At 64.7% G+C, this 15238-nt stretch carries 15 protein-coding genes and 1 pseudogene; 7 read left to right on the plus strand and 9 right to left on the minus strand.

The window, feature by feature from the left end:
• Positions 1–29: 29 nt before the first annotated feature.
• Positions 30–4004: a response regulator gene (locus tag AWB79_RS04695; protein WP_232470822.1), complete on the minus strand. Its 3975-nt coding sequence runs from the start codon at positions 4002–4004 to the stop codon at positions 30–32.
• 466 nt (positions 4005–4470) lie between these two features.
• On the opposite strand from AWB79_RS04695, the gene AWB79_RS04700 reads away from it, so the two are divergent.
• Positions 4471–4644: a DUF3563 family protein gene (locus AWB79_RS04700; protein ID WP_232470823.1), complete on the plus strand. Its 174-nt coding sequence runs from the start codon at positions 4471–4473 to the stop codon at positions 4642–4644.
• 33 nt (positions 4645–4677) lie between these two features.
• Complete coding sequence (locus tag AWB79_RS04705) at positions 4678–5505, plus strand: alpha/beta fold hydrolase (protein WP_061166217.1); 828 nt, start codon at positions 4678–4680, stop codon at positions 5503–5505.
• On the opposite strand, the gene AWB79_RS04710 is transcribed toward AWB79_RS04705, so the two are convergent.
• Together AWB79_RS04710 and AWB79_RS04715 are read right to left on the minus strand one after the other, a co-directional pair.
• Positions 5494–6150: a VC0807 family protein gene (locus tag AWB79_RS04710; protein ID WP_061166218.1), complete on the minus strand. Its 657-nt coding sequence runs from the start codon at positions 6148–6150 to the stop codon at positions 5494–5496. The genes AWB79_RS04705 and AWB79_RS04710 overlap by 12 nt on opposite strands.
• A gap of 159 nt (positions 6151–6309) precedes the next feature.
• Positions 6310–6603, minus strand: coding sequence for a hypothetical protein (locus AWB79_RS04715; RefSeq protein WP_061166219.1), 294 nt, complete (start codon positions 6601–6603; stop codon positions 6310–6312).
• A 196-nt stretch (positions 6604–6799) separates the two neighbouring features.
• Between AWB79_RS04715 and AWB79_RS04720 the strand changes: the two genes are divergently transcribed.
• Positions 6800–7021: an HP1242/YdcH family protein gene (locus AWB79_RS04720; protein ID WP_061166220.1), complete on the plus strand. Its 222-nt coding sequence runs from the start codon at positions 6800–6802 to the stop codon at positions 7019–7021.
• A 54-nt stretch (positions 7022–7075) separates the two neighbouring features.
• Positions 7076–7255, plus strand: a pseudogene (locus AWB79_RS40755) (polyphosphate kinase 2); the annotation flags it as partial.
• Positions 7256–7261: 6 nt separating this feature from the next.
• Here AWB79_RS40755 and AWB79_RS04725 read toward each other — a convergent pair.
• Positions 7262–8155 carry a LysR substrate-binding domain-containing protein gene (locus AWB79_RS04725; RefSeq protein WP_061166221.1) on the minus strand — a complete coding sequence of 298 codons (894 nt, stop codon included), beginning with the start codon at positions 8153–8155 and terminating at the stop codon, positions 7262–7264.
• A gap of 82 nt (positions 8156–8237) precedes the next feature.
• On the opposite strand from AWB79_RS04725, the gene AWB79_RS04730 reads away from it, so the two are divergent.
• Positions 8238–9005: a sulfite exporter TauE/SafE family protein gene (locus AWB79_RS04730; RefSeq protein WP_061166222.1), complete on the plus strand. Its 768-nt coding sequence runs from the start codon at positions 8238–8240 to the stop codon at positions 9003–9005.
• Between the two features lie 51 nt (positions 9006–9056).
• Positions 9057–9323 carry a hypothetical protein gene (locus AWB79_RS04735; RefSeq protein WP_157695689.1) on the plus strand — a complete coding sequence of 89 codons (267 nt, stop codon included), beginning with the start codon at positions 9057–9059 and terminating at the stop codon, positions 9321–9323.
• A gap of 19 nt (positions 9324–9342) precedes the next feature.
• On the opposite strand, the gene AWB79_RS04740 is transcribed toward AWB79_RS04735, so the two are convergent.
• Positions 9343–9798 (minus strand): hypothetical protein, encoded by a 456-nt coding sequence (locus AWB79_RS04740; RefSeq protein WP_061166478.1) that lies wholly within the window; start codon positions 9796–9798, stop codon positions 9343–9345.
• Positions 9799–10078: 280 nt separating this feature from the next.
• A complete protein-coding gene (locus AWB79_RS04745) occupies positions 10079–10282 on the minus strand; it encodes a cold-shock protein (RefSeq protein WP_008347993.1) in 204 nt (67 codons plus the stop codon).
• Between the two features lie 242 nt (positions 10283–10524).
• Between AWB79_RS04745 and AWB79_RS04750 the strand changes: the two genes are divergently transcribed.
• On the plus strand, positions 10525–11313 hold the full coding sequence (locus AWB79_RS04750) for an aldolase (RefSeq protein ID WP_061166224.1): 789 nt from the start codon (positions 10525–10527) through the stop codon (positions 11311–11313).
• On the opposite strand, the gene AWB79_RS04755 is transcribed toward AWB79_RS04750, so the two are convergent.
• From AWB79_RS04755 to AWB79_RS04765, 3 genes are read right to left on the minus strand one after another with little or no spacing between them, the layout of a single operon-like run.
• Positions 11314–12588, minus strand: a complete 1275-nt coding sequence (locus tag AWB79_RS04755; protein ID WP_061166225.1) for an ABC transporter permease — start codon at positions 12586–12588, stop codon at positions 11314–11316. It abuts the gene before it with no gap.
• Between the two features lie 23 nt (positions 12589–12611).
• Positions 12612–14129, minus strand: coding sequence for a sugar ABC transporter ATP-binding protein (locus AWB79_RS04760; RefSeq protein WP_061166226.1), 1518 nt, complete (start codon positions 14127–14129; stop codon positions 12612–12614).
• Positions 14130–14148: 19 nt separating this feature from the next.
• Complete coding sequence (locus tag AWB79_RS04765) at positions 14149–15123, minus strand: substrate-binding domain-containing protein (RefSeq protein ID WP_061166227.1); 975 nt, start codon at positions 15121–15123, stop codon at positions 14149–14151.
• Positions 15124–15238: the final 115 nt, after the last annotated feature.

The raw sequence follows: 15238 nt of genomic DNA on the forward strand, positions 1-15238 counted from the left end.
CTTTCGGCCGCCTGCGCGCCACGCGCGCTTCAGGCTTGCTCCAGCATCTCGCGCGCGATCTCGGATGCGCGCGCGAAGTCGAGCGCACGCACGCGCGCGAGAAATTGCTCGAAGTCCTCGCGATGCCCGGCGGGCGCATGCGGCGACAAATTTTCAGATAGGGCGATCGCCTGCAGATTCGACGCATCGAGCAGCGTGACGATGTCGCTGAGGCGCACGCGCCAGTCCTCGTCGTCGAGCGGCGTTTCGTTCGACCGTGTCGCTGGTATCGACGGCCTCCGCGCGAATTCCTGCGTGAGTTGCGTGACGCTCGATGCAAGCAACTGCTGCATGCGCGGCACGTTCGCGCTGCTCGTGGCGAGGCCGCGCGCGTCGTGCTCGCCGCTCAGCAGGTCGCTTTCGAGTGCGCTTGCAAGCTTCGCGAGCGCCGCCGCGCCGACCGTGCCCGCGCTGCCCTTGATAGCGTGCAGCACCGACGCCGCGCCTTTCACGTCCTGCGCCGCGAGTTTCGCGGCGAGCCTGGTCAGCTGCTTTTCGGTCTGGGCGCCGAAGCCATCCACCACGTTGCGGATCAGTTCGAGATTGCCGCCAAAGCGCGCGACGATCGAATCCCGCGCCTCGGTCGTCGATGAAGCCGCCGCGTCATGCGCGCCTGCTTCCTGCGCGTGCGCGTCGGCTGGCATGCGCCCGGTACGCGCGCGCAGCACGGTAACCAGCCGTTCGACGTCGATCGGCTTGCCCACGTGATCGTTCATTCCTGCTTCGATGCACGCGTCGCGATCGGAGCCCGAAGCATTCGCGGTCATCGCGACGATCGGCAGCGCGGCGAAACGGCCGTCCGCGCGAATCATGCGCGTTGCTTCGAGTCCGTCGAGATCGGGCATCTGCACGTCCATGAGCACGGCGTCGAAGCGCGCGGCGCCTGCGAGCACCATATCGACGCCTTCGCGGCCGCCATCGGCCAAGGTCACGTGCGCGCCTTCCGCGAGCAGCACGCCTTCCGCGACCTGCCGGTTGAGCGCGTTGTCCTCGACGACGAGCAGGGAGAGTCCGGCGAGCCGCCGCGCTTTCCGTAGCGATGGCCGTGCGTCGGCGGGCAGCGCGCCTCCATGACCGGGAACCGCCGCGCGGATCGCGGCCGTGAGCTGCTTCGGCGTCACGGGCTTGGTCAGGAAGCCGGCAAAAGGCGCGTCGCCGGCTTCCTGCGAATCGTTCAGCACCTCGCGCCCGAACGCCGTGACGAGCAGCACGAGCGGTGGCGCTAAGAGGCTCTGCGAGCTGGTCATCGTGCCGATCAACCGCGCGGTGTCGAGACCGTCGAGAACTGGCATGCGCCAGTCGAGCAGCGCCACATCATAGGGCGCACCGCCGCGCGCCGCGGCGTCGATACGCTCGATCGCCGCGACGCCGTTGGTCACGACATCGGCCTGCCAGCCGAGCGAGCGCACCGTGCGCGACATGATCTCGCCGGCAATGGCATTGTCGTCCGCGATGAGAATGCGCGCGCCCTGTCCGGGAATCGCGCCTTCGTCATGCATACGCGGCTGGCTTGCGTCCACGCCGAGCGTGATGTCGAACCAGAAGCGGCTGCCTTCGCCCATGCGGCTTTGCACTTCGAGCTGTCCGCCCATCATCGCGACGAGGCGCTTCGAGATCACGAGCCCGAGGCCCGAGCCGCCGTAGCGCCGCGATGTCGACGCTTCCGCCTGCGTGAAGCCCTCGAAGATGCGTTCGAGCTGTTCTTCGCTGATGCCGATACCGCTGTCGCTCACGCAAATACGCACGCGCACCGCATCGTTCGACGTGTCCAGCCGCTGCACGCTCACGACGATCTGCCCGGTCGAAGTGAACTTGAGTGCATTGCCCGCGAGATTGATGAGCACCTGCTGCAGCCGGAAGCCGTCGCCGATAAGGACGGCGGGCAGGGAAGGATCGAGGTCGAACAGCACTTCAACGTCCTTCTCGCCCTGATTGCCCGAGAGCACGACGGCCAGCTCCTCCATCAGCTTTTCCGGCTCGAACGGATGACTGTCGAGCTGCAGCTTGCCCGCTTCGATTTTCGAATAATCGAGGATGTCGTTGAGCAGATTCAGGAGCGACTTCGCGGCCGTCTCGGCCTTGCTCACGTAGTCATGCTGACGGCCGTCGAGCGTCGTCAGTTGCACGAGATGCAGCATGCCGAGCACCGCGTTCATCGGCGTGCGGATTTCGTGGCTCATGTTCGCGAGGAACGACGACTTCGCCGCGCTGGCCTCGTCGGCCTGTTCCTTCGCGTTGCGCAGATGGAACTCGAGCTCGTATTGATCCGTGATGTCGTAATTCACGCCCGTCATGACGACGGCCGTGCCGTTGGCATCGCGCTGTGTGCGCATGCCGCTCTGGATGCGCCGCGTCGTGCCGTCCGGCAGGACGATGCGAAACGGAGGCAAGTCGCCGGTGCGTCCGGCGACCGCTTCGCGCAGACCCGTAAAAGTGGCGTCGCGATCTTCCGGGTGAACGCGCAGCCGCCAGTGCTCGATATGCAGGCCGTTGTCGAGCAGCTCGTGCGGGTACTGATAGATCTCGAACATGCGCGCGTTCCAGTGCAGCTTGCCCGTCGCGAGGTCCCACGACCAGATGCCCAGTTCGGCGATATCGGCCGCGAGCAGCAACTGGTCGCGCGCGTCGGCGAGCTCGCTGCGCTCCTTCTTCTGGCGCGAAATATCCGTAATTACCGATACAAAATGCAAAGCGCCATCCAGATACATCGCGCCGGTGGATACGTGCGCGGGAAACGACGTGCCGTCCTTGCGCAAGCCCGCCAGCTCGCATTCCGCAGTCGCCCGGTTGTCCCACTTGAATTGCATTATGTATTCGTTGTACGCATCCAGATGCGGCGGTGGCACGAGAATCCGGATGTTCTGTCCGATCACCTCGTTCGCCTTGTAGCCGAACACTTTCTCGCCGGCCGAATTGAACGAGCGGATCGCGCCGCGTTCGTCCACGGTGATGATCGGGCTGATCGCGGTGTCGAGCACGGTCTGGGTTGTAGCGAGACTGCGCGCGAGTTCCTGCTCGACGCGCGTGCGCGCGGTGACCTGGCGCACGAGCGACGCGCCGAACAGCGCCAGCACGAGCGCGAGCAATCCGGTCACGCACGCGTGCCAGAGGGTGTCGCGCCACCACGGCCCGAGGATTTCGTCCTCGGCGAGCGCGGCCGCGACGAACAGCGGATAGTCCTGCAACTCGCGCACGCTGTTCAGGCGCGTGATGTGGTCCTGCGAGGAGTTCGTCGTGAAGATGCCCGCGCGGCCCGGTTCGAGATGAGCGCGAAAGAGCGTGGTGTGGATCACGTTCTTGCCGACGAAGCGGTCCTCGAACGGCCGGCGCACCACCATCACGCCTGTGTTCAGCACCAGCACCGCCGCGCCGGATTGCCCGAGATCGAGGCTGTCGTAAAAGCGCGAGAAAAATTCGATGTCGATGGTCGCGAGCGCGACGCCCGCGAAGCTGCCATCGGGCGCGTCGATGCGTCGCGACACCGGCACGATCCATCTGCCGGTGGAGCGGCTCTGCACCGGCGGGCCGATATGCGTGCCCTGATCCGTGTGCGTGCGGTGATATTCGAAGTATTCGCGATCGGAGTTGTTGAAGCGCGATTCGAGCGCCGGCTGCGAGTTGACGACCCACGCGCCGTCCCTGTCGTAGACGAAGAGGCCGTTCAACTGCGGCAACTGCGCGACGCGCGTCGCGAGCGAGCGATGCAGCCGTACGAGCGCCTCCGGCGACGTGCCGTCCTCCTCGATGCGCTCGACCATGCCGATCAGCGTCGTATCGGCTTCCTTGAAGGTGTCGTTCGCGTGTTGCGCCATCGCGCGCGAGAGATTCGAGGTCGCCGTGGTCATCTCGTCGATCTGCACGCGGCGCGCGGCGACGCTGCGCCACACGTCCGTGCTGACCAGCAGCACGCAGACGACGACGATGAACACCGTCATCCTGAAGGTGAGCGATTGGCGATTGAGCACGCCGTTGGTCTCCGAATGAGCGATTGCGAGGCGCCCGGCGGGGCGCGGGAATCGAACGCTGCCGTATCTTATCGCGCCATCGGCAAGCCGCTGCGCGGCGCCTTGCGTGCCGGTCAGCCCTGTTTAACGGCGCAGCCGCGCGCGAGCTTGACCCCGCGCCGCGGAATATTTCCATGTTGCCGGCCGTATCGATGGCAGATGCCCGGCAGCGGACGCGGCGGCCGTGCTGTTCGCGTCGCACCGTCTTTCGTCATCGAAAGCGTTGGCTCGCGCCCGACATCCGTGTCGTACGGCACGCGGCTGAACTCGCGCCAAGCCTTGCCTGACAAGGCGCACGGGCAACTGGCACGGTCGCTGCGTTGCAAGCCGCTACCCGCCGCCTCAGCGAATTGCGCAAGTTGCCCGACACACTGGATCGCTCAGCCGGCATGTCATTGAACGATCGATGGTGCATGTGGAGCGAATCATGTTGGGATACCTGATCAATATGGCCAAGGACATCTTCTTGCCGCTGCTGGTCTGCTGGACCGAATTGATGCTGGATCGCGCGGAACATGGCCGGCGTGACGCCTATCTGGCTTCGAGCGCGGATATCGGCGAACTCGAGCGGCGCATGCGCGCGTGCGAGTTCGATTTCTGAGCGGTACGTGTTAACGAACAGCGAGAACGAACGATGACGACTCTCGATGATGAAAGCCGCGCCGCCCCGGTCATTGCGCTGCATTGCTCGGGCGCGGGCGCGAATCAATGGCGTCAACTCGGCGAAACGCTCGACTCGTTGAGCGGCCGCTACGCGCTCATCGCGCCCGAGCATTACGGCTGCGACAGCGTCGGGCCGTGGAGCGGCGAGCGCGCATTCACACTTGCGGACGAAGCGGCGCGGACCGTCGCGATCATCGACGAACAGCGCGGCAAGGTGCATCTCGTCGGCCATTCATATGGCGGTGGCGTCGCGCTGCGCGCGGCGCTGGAACGGCCGCACGGCGTCGCCAGCATCACGCTCTACGAGCCGTCGGCGTTTCATTTGCTGAAGGGCATGGGTGCGCGCGGCGCCGCGGAATTCGCGGAGATTCTCGCGATCGCTTCGCTGACGGCGGAAGGCGTGGTGGCGGGCGATCTGCGCGGCGCGGCGAGTTCGTTCGTCGACTATTGGGGCGGGCGGGGCGCTTGGTCGGCGCTGCGGCCTTCCGTGCAGGCCATGCTGACGCGCTGGGTGCCGAAAGCACCACTCGATTTTCGCGCGCTGATTCACGAGCCGACGCCTGCGAGCGCATATGCCGACCTGCGCATTCCGACGCTCGTGATGCGCGGCGAGCATGCGCCCGCGCCGACGCGCCTGATCGCCGAGACGCTGCCCGCTCTGTTGCCGTCGGCGCAGCTGATCGTCGTGCCGGATGCGGGACACATGGGGCCGCTCACGCACGCGCACGCGGTGAACGCGGCGATCGCGCGGCATATCGAAGCGTGCGATTCGCGCGCGGACGAGACCCTAACCGGGTAAGCCGTCGCGCGAGGGCGCGCGCTCGCCCGACCCGCCCTGACGTTCGATAAGCCGCGCGCGAAACCAGAACGTCCACGCAAGCAGCCCGCCGTAGATCACGTAGCTGACGACCGGCGAGAGCACCAGATAACGCTCGACCGGCCACGTCCACGCGAACCAGAAACGCAGCACGGTTTCGATCGTGAGGCCGACACCCCATACAAGCGTCATGAGCCGCAACGACGCTCTCAGCGACGCACTCTCGCTCCAGTACGCCTCGAAGCGTTCCGCGCCGCCTTCCTGCTCGCGCGTGACGGTCGCGCGCGCGAGATAGAAGACGAGCGGGCGCTCGAACAGCAGCGAGCATAGGAACACGATGCCCGTCGCGCCCGCCGCGAGCGACTCTCGCACGAGCAGGATGCGCGGGCTGCCGCCCATCGCGAGCATCACGATCGACAGCGCGATGCCGAACAGCACGAGTGCGGAAAGCGCATCGACGCGGCGCGAGCGCGCGAATTCGACGAGACTCCAGACGAGCGGCGGCGCCGCCGACGCGTACAGCGCGCCGACATCGCCCCAATACGGCAGCGCCAGCCGATACGCGAGCCACGGTAGCAGCAGATTGGCGACGAGTTCGAGCACGAGACCGGGCTTGATCTTTTTCATGGGCTCAGTTTTTTGGGCGCGTGATGCTGGGACTTGAGCCAGAGTATAAAAGATCGAAAGTGGTCGGACGTGGGTAGGTGCGTGGTGCGGTAAAAGCAATCGCGCCTGTGCCGGACGCATGCAGCACAGGCGCGATATCGAAGGTATTGGCTTGGGAAACTACTTTTTGGCGCCTGTGGCTCCGGCATTGGTGTTGGCGTCCGCGGCATTGGCCGCGTTCGGGTTATAGGTCGAATTGGCGTTGTAGCTCGGATTCGCGGTATTGGCGTTGTTCGAATTGGAGTACGCGTTGGACGACCGGGCGGGTTTCGACTGAAGCGTCTGATTGATGACGCCCATCTGCCCCATCTTCTTCGCGGCCTGACTGTCCGCGCTGGCCGCCGTGGCGAAGCACAAGCCGGCAATGCCTGTGACGAGCGCCGCGCATAGCGCGCGATTTCGATTCTTCTGCATGACGGCCTCCCTTTTTATGCAATGGATCACCTCATTGTGCGCAAGGATGGTGCCTGCGAGAAAGAGGGTTTGTCCGGACGTCCAGACATCCAGCGACCTGATTGTAATCTTTGGAACTTACCCAGAAATTTCTCGGGTTCGATCGGTAATATGTGCATCGCACCACTCATTTGATCTATTTGCGAGGACCGCAAGCATGTTTCCCGAATACCGCGATCTCATCTCCCGCCTCAAGTCCGAAGACGCGCACTTTGCACGACTCTTCGAGCGTCACAACGAACTCGATCACGAGGTACACAACATGGAGACGGGCGTGACGCCCGCCGATGCGTTCGCGATCGAATCGCTCAAGAAGGAAAAGTTGCTGTTGAAGGACAAGCTCTACGCCGTCTTGCGCAAGGCAGACACCGCCGTCTGAAGATCTGACGGCGCGCCGTAGCTACGAGAGAGAAGAATATCGGTTACAGGCGGCGAAGCGAAAAAAGCGAGGTTCGCCCACGCCAACAGCGCCGGGACGCCCTGGACCTTCGTGCGCTCAGATTGCAAGAAGCGCGCGCGGCTCAACGCGTTGCGCTACGTGCTGCACACGCTTCCTTACGCCAATCGCGATCCGAAAGCGATCGGCCCAGTCGAGCCGTTCATCGTCGGGCGGAACGTTCTAGTTCTCGCTTGTGCCGGCGGCCATCAGCGCCTGCGCGAGCAGGCGCGCGTGCGGTGTGAGGGTGTCGAAGTCGCGCGCACACAGATGCAGGCGGCGCGTCGCCCAAGGCTCGGACAGCGGCAGGATCGCAAGGCCGGGGCGCGCCAGCACGCGCGCCGAAGCCTCCGACAGAATCGCGAGCCCGATTCCCGCCTCCACGAGCATGCCCACGTTGTCGACGCTGCGCATGCGAATGCGGTAACTGATCTGCCTGCCGAGCCGCGACGCGCGTTCGGCCAGATGCATTTCGAGAGCGGCGTCGGAGAGTCCGACGAACGGCTCGCCGACCACTTCCGCGAACGCCACCGCGCTTTCCTCCGCCACGCGATGCGCGCAGCTCGCCACCACGACGAGTTGATCCTGCGCGAGCAGATGCGTTTTCAGCCGGCCGAGGTCGGCCGTGTCCGAGACGACGCCGAGATCGGCGCGGCCCTCCGCGATCGCCTGCACGATGTCCACGCTCGGGCGCTCGTCGAGATCGATCGACAAATCAGGGTGGGCCGCGAGAAAGCGCGCGAGACGGGGCGGCAGAAAGGCCGCGAGCGCCGCCGTATTCGACAGCAGCCGGATTCGCCCCTTGAGGCCGGTCGCGAAGGAGCGCAACTCGCCGCGCATCTGCTCGACCTGACCCAGGATCGCGCGCGCGTGGCGCACGAAGGCGTCGCCGGCGGCGGTGGCCTGCACGCCGCGCCGGTTGCGCTCGAGCAGCGGCGCGCCTAGCGCGGCTTCCATTCCGGCGATGCGCTCGCTTGCCGAGGCCAGCGCCAGATGCATCGCCTGCGCGCCCGCCGTGATGCTGCCGCGCTCGATCACCGTCAGAAAGAGCCGCATGTCGGTCAGATCGAATCGCATGCCGCATCCTTCGGCTGAGCCGAAGCCTCGCATTGGAAATGCCAGATTGTAAGCGGGCTGCGGCGTCGTTAGCATCTGTCGGATGCAACCCTTTCTTCTCGTCATTGGCGCGGGTTTTCTGGCAGGCGCGATGAATGCGCTGGCCGGCGGCGGCTCGTTCGTGAGCCTGCCCGCGATGATCGCCGCCGGCTTGCCACCGGTTCAGGCGAATGCTTCGAGCACCGTCGCGCTGTTTCCGGGCGGCGTCGTCAGTGCGTGGGCCTATCGCGACGGGCTCGGTCCGGTCGGCTCGGTGTCGATTCGCAAGATGCTCGTGACGACGCTCATCGGCGGATTCGTCGGCGCGGCGCTGTTGTTGTCCACGTCGTCTAAGACGTTTTCCTTCGTGCTGCCCTGGCTGCTGCTGTGCGCGAGTTTCACGCTCGCCTTCGGCCGCAAGCTGGGTGAGGCGCTGCGGCGGCGCTGGCATATCGGCGCGGCGGCCGTGCTGTCGATCCAGTTCGTGCTCGGTGTCTACGGCGGCTACTTCGGCGGCGCGGTCGGCATCATGATGATGGCCGTGTGGGGCCTGCTCGACGCGCGCGACCTGAAGAGCCTGAACGCGCCGCGCACGCTGCTCGTGAGCGCCGCCAATTCGGTGGCCGTGCTGACCTTCGCGGCGGCGCAGGCGGTGCGCTGGCCCGAGACGATCGTCATGCTGCTGGCGGCGATCGTGGGCGGATACAGCGGCGCGCAAATCGGCCGGCGCGCGCCGACGCACTGGATACGCACCGGCACCTTGCTCGTCAGTGCGGGCATCACGATTGCATTCTTTGTGAAGACCTACGGGCCCATGCTGGCGAATCGATGATGCGCGAAGCGCCACGGAGCGTTGCCCGGAGACACCACCATGATTCCCGCCTTGCTCGAAACGATCGGTGCGCTGTCGCTGCTGGTGAGCGTCGTGGCGAAGGTCGCGTTGTTGCGCGTTGCGCTCGATGAAGACAGCGAGGCCGATGCGCCGGTTCGGCATGCGTGCGCCGCGTGCTGCCGGCAAAAGCAGCGGTCAGGCGACGCCGGGCGCCTGCACGAAGTCCATCACCGGGAGCGCCGCGCGCGATGCGTTGCCGGACGGGTCGACCACGCGCTCCGGAAACCGCAATCCACGCGTACGCGCAGCCGGGCGTGAAGGGTCGTTTGCGCGCGGTTCAGTGTCCGCTCTCGTGCGCGTCGCGTTCGAGTGGCGGCAGGCCGAGCGGCTTCCGTGCGGACTCGTAGGCGCGCACGAAGCGGGGATCGTCGTTGAGTTCGCGCGCCATCCACTTCGAAAGATCGTCGCCGCAAGCAGGGTCGGCGATATCGCGGAAACACACGGAATTCGCGGACATCACGGTGGCGGCCCAGTAGAAGCCGAAGAGCGCCTGCTTTTCGGCCGGGTCCATCGAGATGGCTTGTGGATCGGCGCCGGAGAGCCAGCGGTCCAGCCTCGCCGAAAGCGAGGCTTCGGTCTCGTGGCTGTCGTACGAAAAGACGTAGCCGCCCCCCGCCTGCGCCGTATGAAAATCGTTCATGACGACGGCGGCGACGAAGCGCGCCGCTTTCGCATTCGGCGCAAACGATTGCGCATGTGCATCGCCGATCAGAAACCAGAATGAAACGAACAACGCATTTATTTTGCGCCGGACGCTCGCGCGGCACTTTTTACTATTGCAGACCGTGTTCACACGAATGGGGAGGAAATAATTTCGCGTCGTTTCGAATTCGTCTGGCATTTAAACCGGCATCGATTCTACTGTTTTAAGTGGCCGGTCGCGGTAAAGCCATGTTCGCATTCGAAAGAGAACCGGCGATTAAGCGGGCGAATAATACATGAACGCTTTTGGTGCATACAACGCAAAAACGGCCCGTGAGGGCCGTTTCCTGCCTGAAGGCTAGACGCTGGTCTTACAGCGGCTGGATCGTCGAAGCTTGCTTGCCCTTCGGGCCTTGCTTGACTTCGAAGCTCACCTTCTGGTTCTCCTGGAGCGACTTGAAACCCTTGGACTGGATTTCGGAGAAATGTGCAAACAGGTCCTCGCCGCCGTCATCCGGCGTGATGAAACCAAAACCCTTTGCATCGTTGAACCACTTGACCGTACCTGTTGCCATTTTTCCAAACCCTTTTGAGACGAATTTCGTTGAAGTTGCGCTTTGAAGTTCAAGCGACACAGAGTTTTACCATGCCAGAACGCAGAGTTCAAATAAGCGTTTTTGCTAAGAGACGCGACATACGCGCGTCATACTCGTGTCGCCGCTGCTGCGCCGGCCGAATTGTTTTTGACCGGGACATTTATCTTCTCACGCCTTCCATTATCCTCGACGTTGACACCCGCACACGACGGATAAAAAACATGGCACACACGCTCTCCAACACCGCCTCACGCGCTGCGCAGGGGGCTCGACTGCTGGATACGCCGGCCATCAGGCAGGCTCGCCGCGAACTGGCCGCCTGTTTTCGGCTCGCGGCATTGCATGGCTTCGAGGAAGGCGTCTGCAATCATTTCTCGGCGACGGTGCCGGGCCACGACGATCTGTTCTTCGTCAACCCGTATGGCTATGCGTTCAGCGAGATCACGGCGCCGCGTCTCCTGATCTGCGATTTCGACGGCAATGTGATCGATGGAGAAGGCGAGCCCGAAGCCACCGCCTTCTATATTCACGCGCGCCTGCACAAGCAGATGCCGCGCGTGAAGGCGGCTTTTCACACGCATATGCCGAACGCCACCGCGCTGTGCCTGCTCGAGGGGCCGCCGCTCGTCTGGGCCGGCCAGACGGCGCTCAAGTTCTACGGCCGTACTGCCGTCGACGAGGATTACAACGGACTCGCGCTCGATGCCGCCGAAGGCGATCGCATCGCCCGCACGATGGGCGACGCCGATATCCTCTTTCTCAAGAACCACGGCGTGATGGTGGCGGGCGCGAGCATCGCGGAAGCTTGGGACGATCTCTACTATCTGGAGCGCGCCGCCGAAGTGCAATTGCGCGCGATGAGCGCGAACCGGCCGCTCAGGGCCGTGCCGCACGAGATCGCGCAGCGCACTTACGAGCAGATGCGCGCGGGCGATGCAGAGAGCGCACGGGCGCATCTGGCGAGCGGCATGCGGCAGTTGAGCGCAAAGGGCATCCGGTTCGAGGCGTGACTACTTGCGCCCTCCGGGACGCCTGAACCAGCCGCGCTTGCCCATGTCGGTCTGCTGCAGAAACACGGCGATCACGATGATCAGCCCCTTGAGCACGAGCTGCGTGTTGCTGTCGATATCGTTGAGCAGCAGGATATTGCTCAGAAAGCCGAAGATCAGCACGCCCGCGACCGTGCCTGACACGCGCCCGACGCCGCCCGAAAGACTCGTGCCGCCGATCACCACGGCGGCGATAGCATCCAGCTCCCAGCCCATGCCGGCGTCGGCCTTGCCTTGCCGGTACTGCGCCGCATACAGCACGCCCACCAGCGCCGACAGCAGCCCCGAGATCGCATATGCGGCCATCTTGTGACGCGCGACATCGAGACCCGACACCACCGCGCACTTCTCGTTGCCGCCGATCGCATAGAGATACTTGCCGAACACGGTGCGGTTCATCACGAAGCCGACGACGATCGCGATCACCAGAAAGAAGAGGGCGGGCACCGGCACCACGTTGAACAGCAGCGCGCGCAGCGCTTCGATGTCGGTGGTGGCGTTGGTGCCGCTGTAGATCGAGTAGACGGCCGTGTCCTGGCCCGCGATCAGGCGCGCCGCGCCGAGCACGCCGACCATCGCGGCGAGCGTGACGATGAAGGGCTGCATGCGTCCGCGCGTGATGATCCAGCCGTTGAGCGCGCCGAGCGTGAAGCCCGCGAGCGGCACGATCCACAACACCGCGAGTAGCGGCATGCGATGCCCGCCATGCAACGCGACATACGCGCACGCGAGCGTCGCGATCACGACCGCGACGCCCGCCTGCAGCGCCACGGGTCCGCGATTCGCAACGCGCGCCGCTTGCGTTTCGCGCGCACGCATGATGCCGCGCACGACGCCGAGCGCGGCGAACACGATCGCGAACACGGCGATCGCATCGAGCACGAGCGATGCATATGTCGCGCGATTCCAGCCGTCGGTCGTGAGCAGCATCGCGGCCAGCACGCTGCCGAGCCCCATGATCGCGCCGACCGACAGATCGATGCCCGCCGTGATGATCACGAGCGTCATGCCGATGGAAATCACGCCGACGTTCGCGACCTGCCGGAACACGTCCGAGATGTTCGCGCTCGACAGAAAGATGTTGCCGCCGTCCGCTGCGTGCGGCGACGTGAGCGCGCCCACCACGAGCAGCACGATGAGCCCGAGGTAATACTTGAGATAGGTGAGAAACGTGCTCAGGTGTCGCTGGCGTGCGGTGGCCGCGTGCTCGGCGAGTTGGTCCTGCGCTTGCAGCATGATTCGAGTCTCCGTTTATCGCTTCAGGGCGACGCCATTCTGATCAGCACAGCGCCCGAAAACCGCTCGCGCGTCAGCACGCCGCGCGCGCGACCTTCGCACATCACGAGGATGCGGTCGGACAGCAGCATCAGTTCGTCGATCTCCGAACTCGCGACGATCACCGTCACGCCCTCGCGAGCCGCCGCGAGAATTTGCCGATAGATCTCGGCTTTCGCTGCGACATCGACGCCGCGCGTGGGTTCGTCGAGCAGCAGAATGCGCGGCTTCGTCATCAGCCATTTGCCGATGATGAGCTTCTGCTGGTTGCCGCCCGATAACGTGCTCGAATCCTGTGCGAGGCTGCGATGCTTCACGTTCGATGCGCGCGCCTGGCGATCCGCCCACGCACGCATGCGAGCGCGCCGATAAAAAGGAAAGCCCGGCGCGCGCGACAGCGAAGGCAAAACCAGATTCGCTTCGAGCGACTGATCGAGCACGAGCCCGTCCTTCTTGCGGTCTTCGGTGACGAACGCGAGTCCCGCGGCGGCCGCGCGATCGGGCGAATCGATGGTGCGCGAGTGTCCCGCGACATGAATCTCGCCCTCGCGCCGATACGGCGACACGCCGAAGATCGCTTCCAGAATCTCCGTCTTGCCCGCGCCGAGCAGCCCGGAAATGCCGAACACTTCGCCCTGCTGCACGGCGAACGATACGTCCCACACCAGCGGGCGCGCCGGTCCCCGCAACGTGAGGGCGCGCACGTCGACGGCGAGGGGACGTTCCTGCGGCGCGTCGGCTTCGGTGCGCTCGGGCGGCGCGAAGTCCTTTCCGATCATCATCGAGACGAGCGCCGACGATGACTCGACCTGCCGCATAGGCAACGTCGCAATGCGCCGTCCGTCGCGCAACACGGTCACGCGGTCCGCGACCGCGAACACTTCGCCCAGCCGGTGACTGATCAGCACGATGCCCATGCCGCGTTCGCGCAGGTCTTTCGTGAGCGTGAGCAGCGCCTGCGTTTCGGTGTCGGAAAGCGCGGAGGTCGGTTCGTCCATGATGAGCACGCGTGCGTCCGCGAGCAGCGCCTTGGCGATCTCGACGAGCTGTTTCTCGCCGACACGCAGGGCGCCCACGAGCACGTCCGGCGTGGCGCGAAAGCCGAGCTGCGCGAGCACTTTCGCCGCCGCCGCCCGCATCGCGCGGCGATCGGGAAAGCCCATGCGCGTGCGCACTTCCTTGCCGAGAAAGATGTTGTCGACGGCGGACAGCGTATCGACGAGATTCAGTTCCTGATGAATGGTCGCGATGCCCGCGCGCGCGGCGTCGTTCACGCTCGACATGCGCGTGGTCTCGCCGCGCACGCGGATGCTGCCCGCATCGGGCGAATAGAGGCCGCCGAGTATCTTCATCAGGCTCGACTTGCCCGCGCCGTTCTCGCCGACGAGCGCATGAACCTCGCCCGAGGCCACATCGAAGTCGACGCCCGACAGCGCGGCGCTGCCGTTGAACGAAATCGACAGGCCCGAGGCTTCGATGAGCGGCGCGATGACGGTTGCCATCTCGTGCCTGGCCCGTGGCTCAGTGACTCGCGATGTATTGCTTCGCGTTGTCCGCGAAGATGCCCTGCGTCGGCAGCGTCACTTTCTTCGGCACCTTGTCGCCGTGCAGCACCTTGAGCGACTGGCGGATGCCTTCGGCGCCCGGCGTCGGATACATGAACGTGCCCGCGAGCAGACCTTGCTCGACCCAGGTCGCGCCTTCCTGCGGCAGCCCGTCGATGCCGACGAATTTGATGCTCTTGTCGCGGCCCGCGTCCTTGGCGGCAAGATACGCGCCATAGGCCATCGGATCGTTGTGGCCGTAGACCACGTCGATCTTCGGCTGCACGCGCAGCACGGTCTTCATATAGTCGTAGGCCTTGTCCTGTTTCCAGTCGCAGTCCACGCGCTCGCCCACGCGCTTGATGCCTTTCTCCTTGCTGATGACCTTGTCAGCGCCGTCGTGACGGTCGTGCGCGGGCTGCGCGCCGAAGCCGCCCCAGATCTCGACCAGATTGCCCTGCGCCTTGCCCGGGCCACCCATCAGCTTGACGATGAAGTTGCCCGCTTCCTCGCCGATCTGCACGTTGTCGCCGCCGATGAACTGCGTGAACTGATCGCCGTTCACTTCGCGATCCAGCACGAACACCGGAATGCCCGCCTTGTAGGCCTTTTCGACGACACCCGTCAGACCCGCCGACTCCTTGGGCGAAATGAAGATCGCGTCCATCTTCTGCGTGATGAAGTTCTCCATGTCGGCGTTCTGCTTGTCGGTGCGATCTCCCGCATCCGCGATGATCAGTTCGACCTCGGGATGCTTCGCGGCCTCGGCCTTCATGTCCTTGTTGAACTGTACGCGCCACGGCTCGACCGTCGTGACCTGCGAGAACCCGAAGCGATATTTCTTCTGCTGCGCGAACGCCGGCTGGGCGATGAGCGCCGAGAAGGTGCCGACCGCACCCGCCAGCGGGGCGGCGATGAGACTCGCGGTGATGATGCGTCGTTTGCTGTCCATTGCGTCTCTCCTGTTTTGGTTGCCAGCTTCGGATTCGGCTTTCGGGTTTCGTGTTGCTCTCGCTGGTTCTGATCGTTTCTGATCGATGAAAAATAAAACGTTACAGTGCGCTTCG

The sequence above is a fragment of the Caballeronia hypogeia genome (assembly GCF_001544875.2).
In the GTDB taxonomy this organism is placed as follows: Bacteria; Pseudomonadota; Gammaproteobacteria; order Burkholderiales; family Burkholderiaceae; genus Caballeronia; species Caballeronia hypogeia.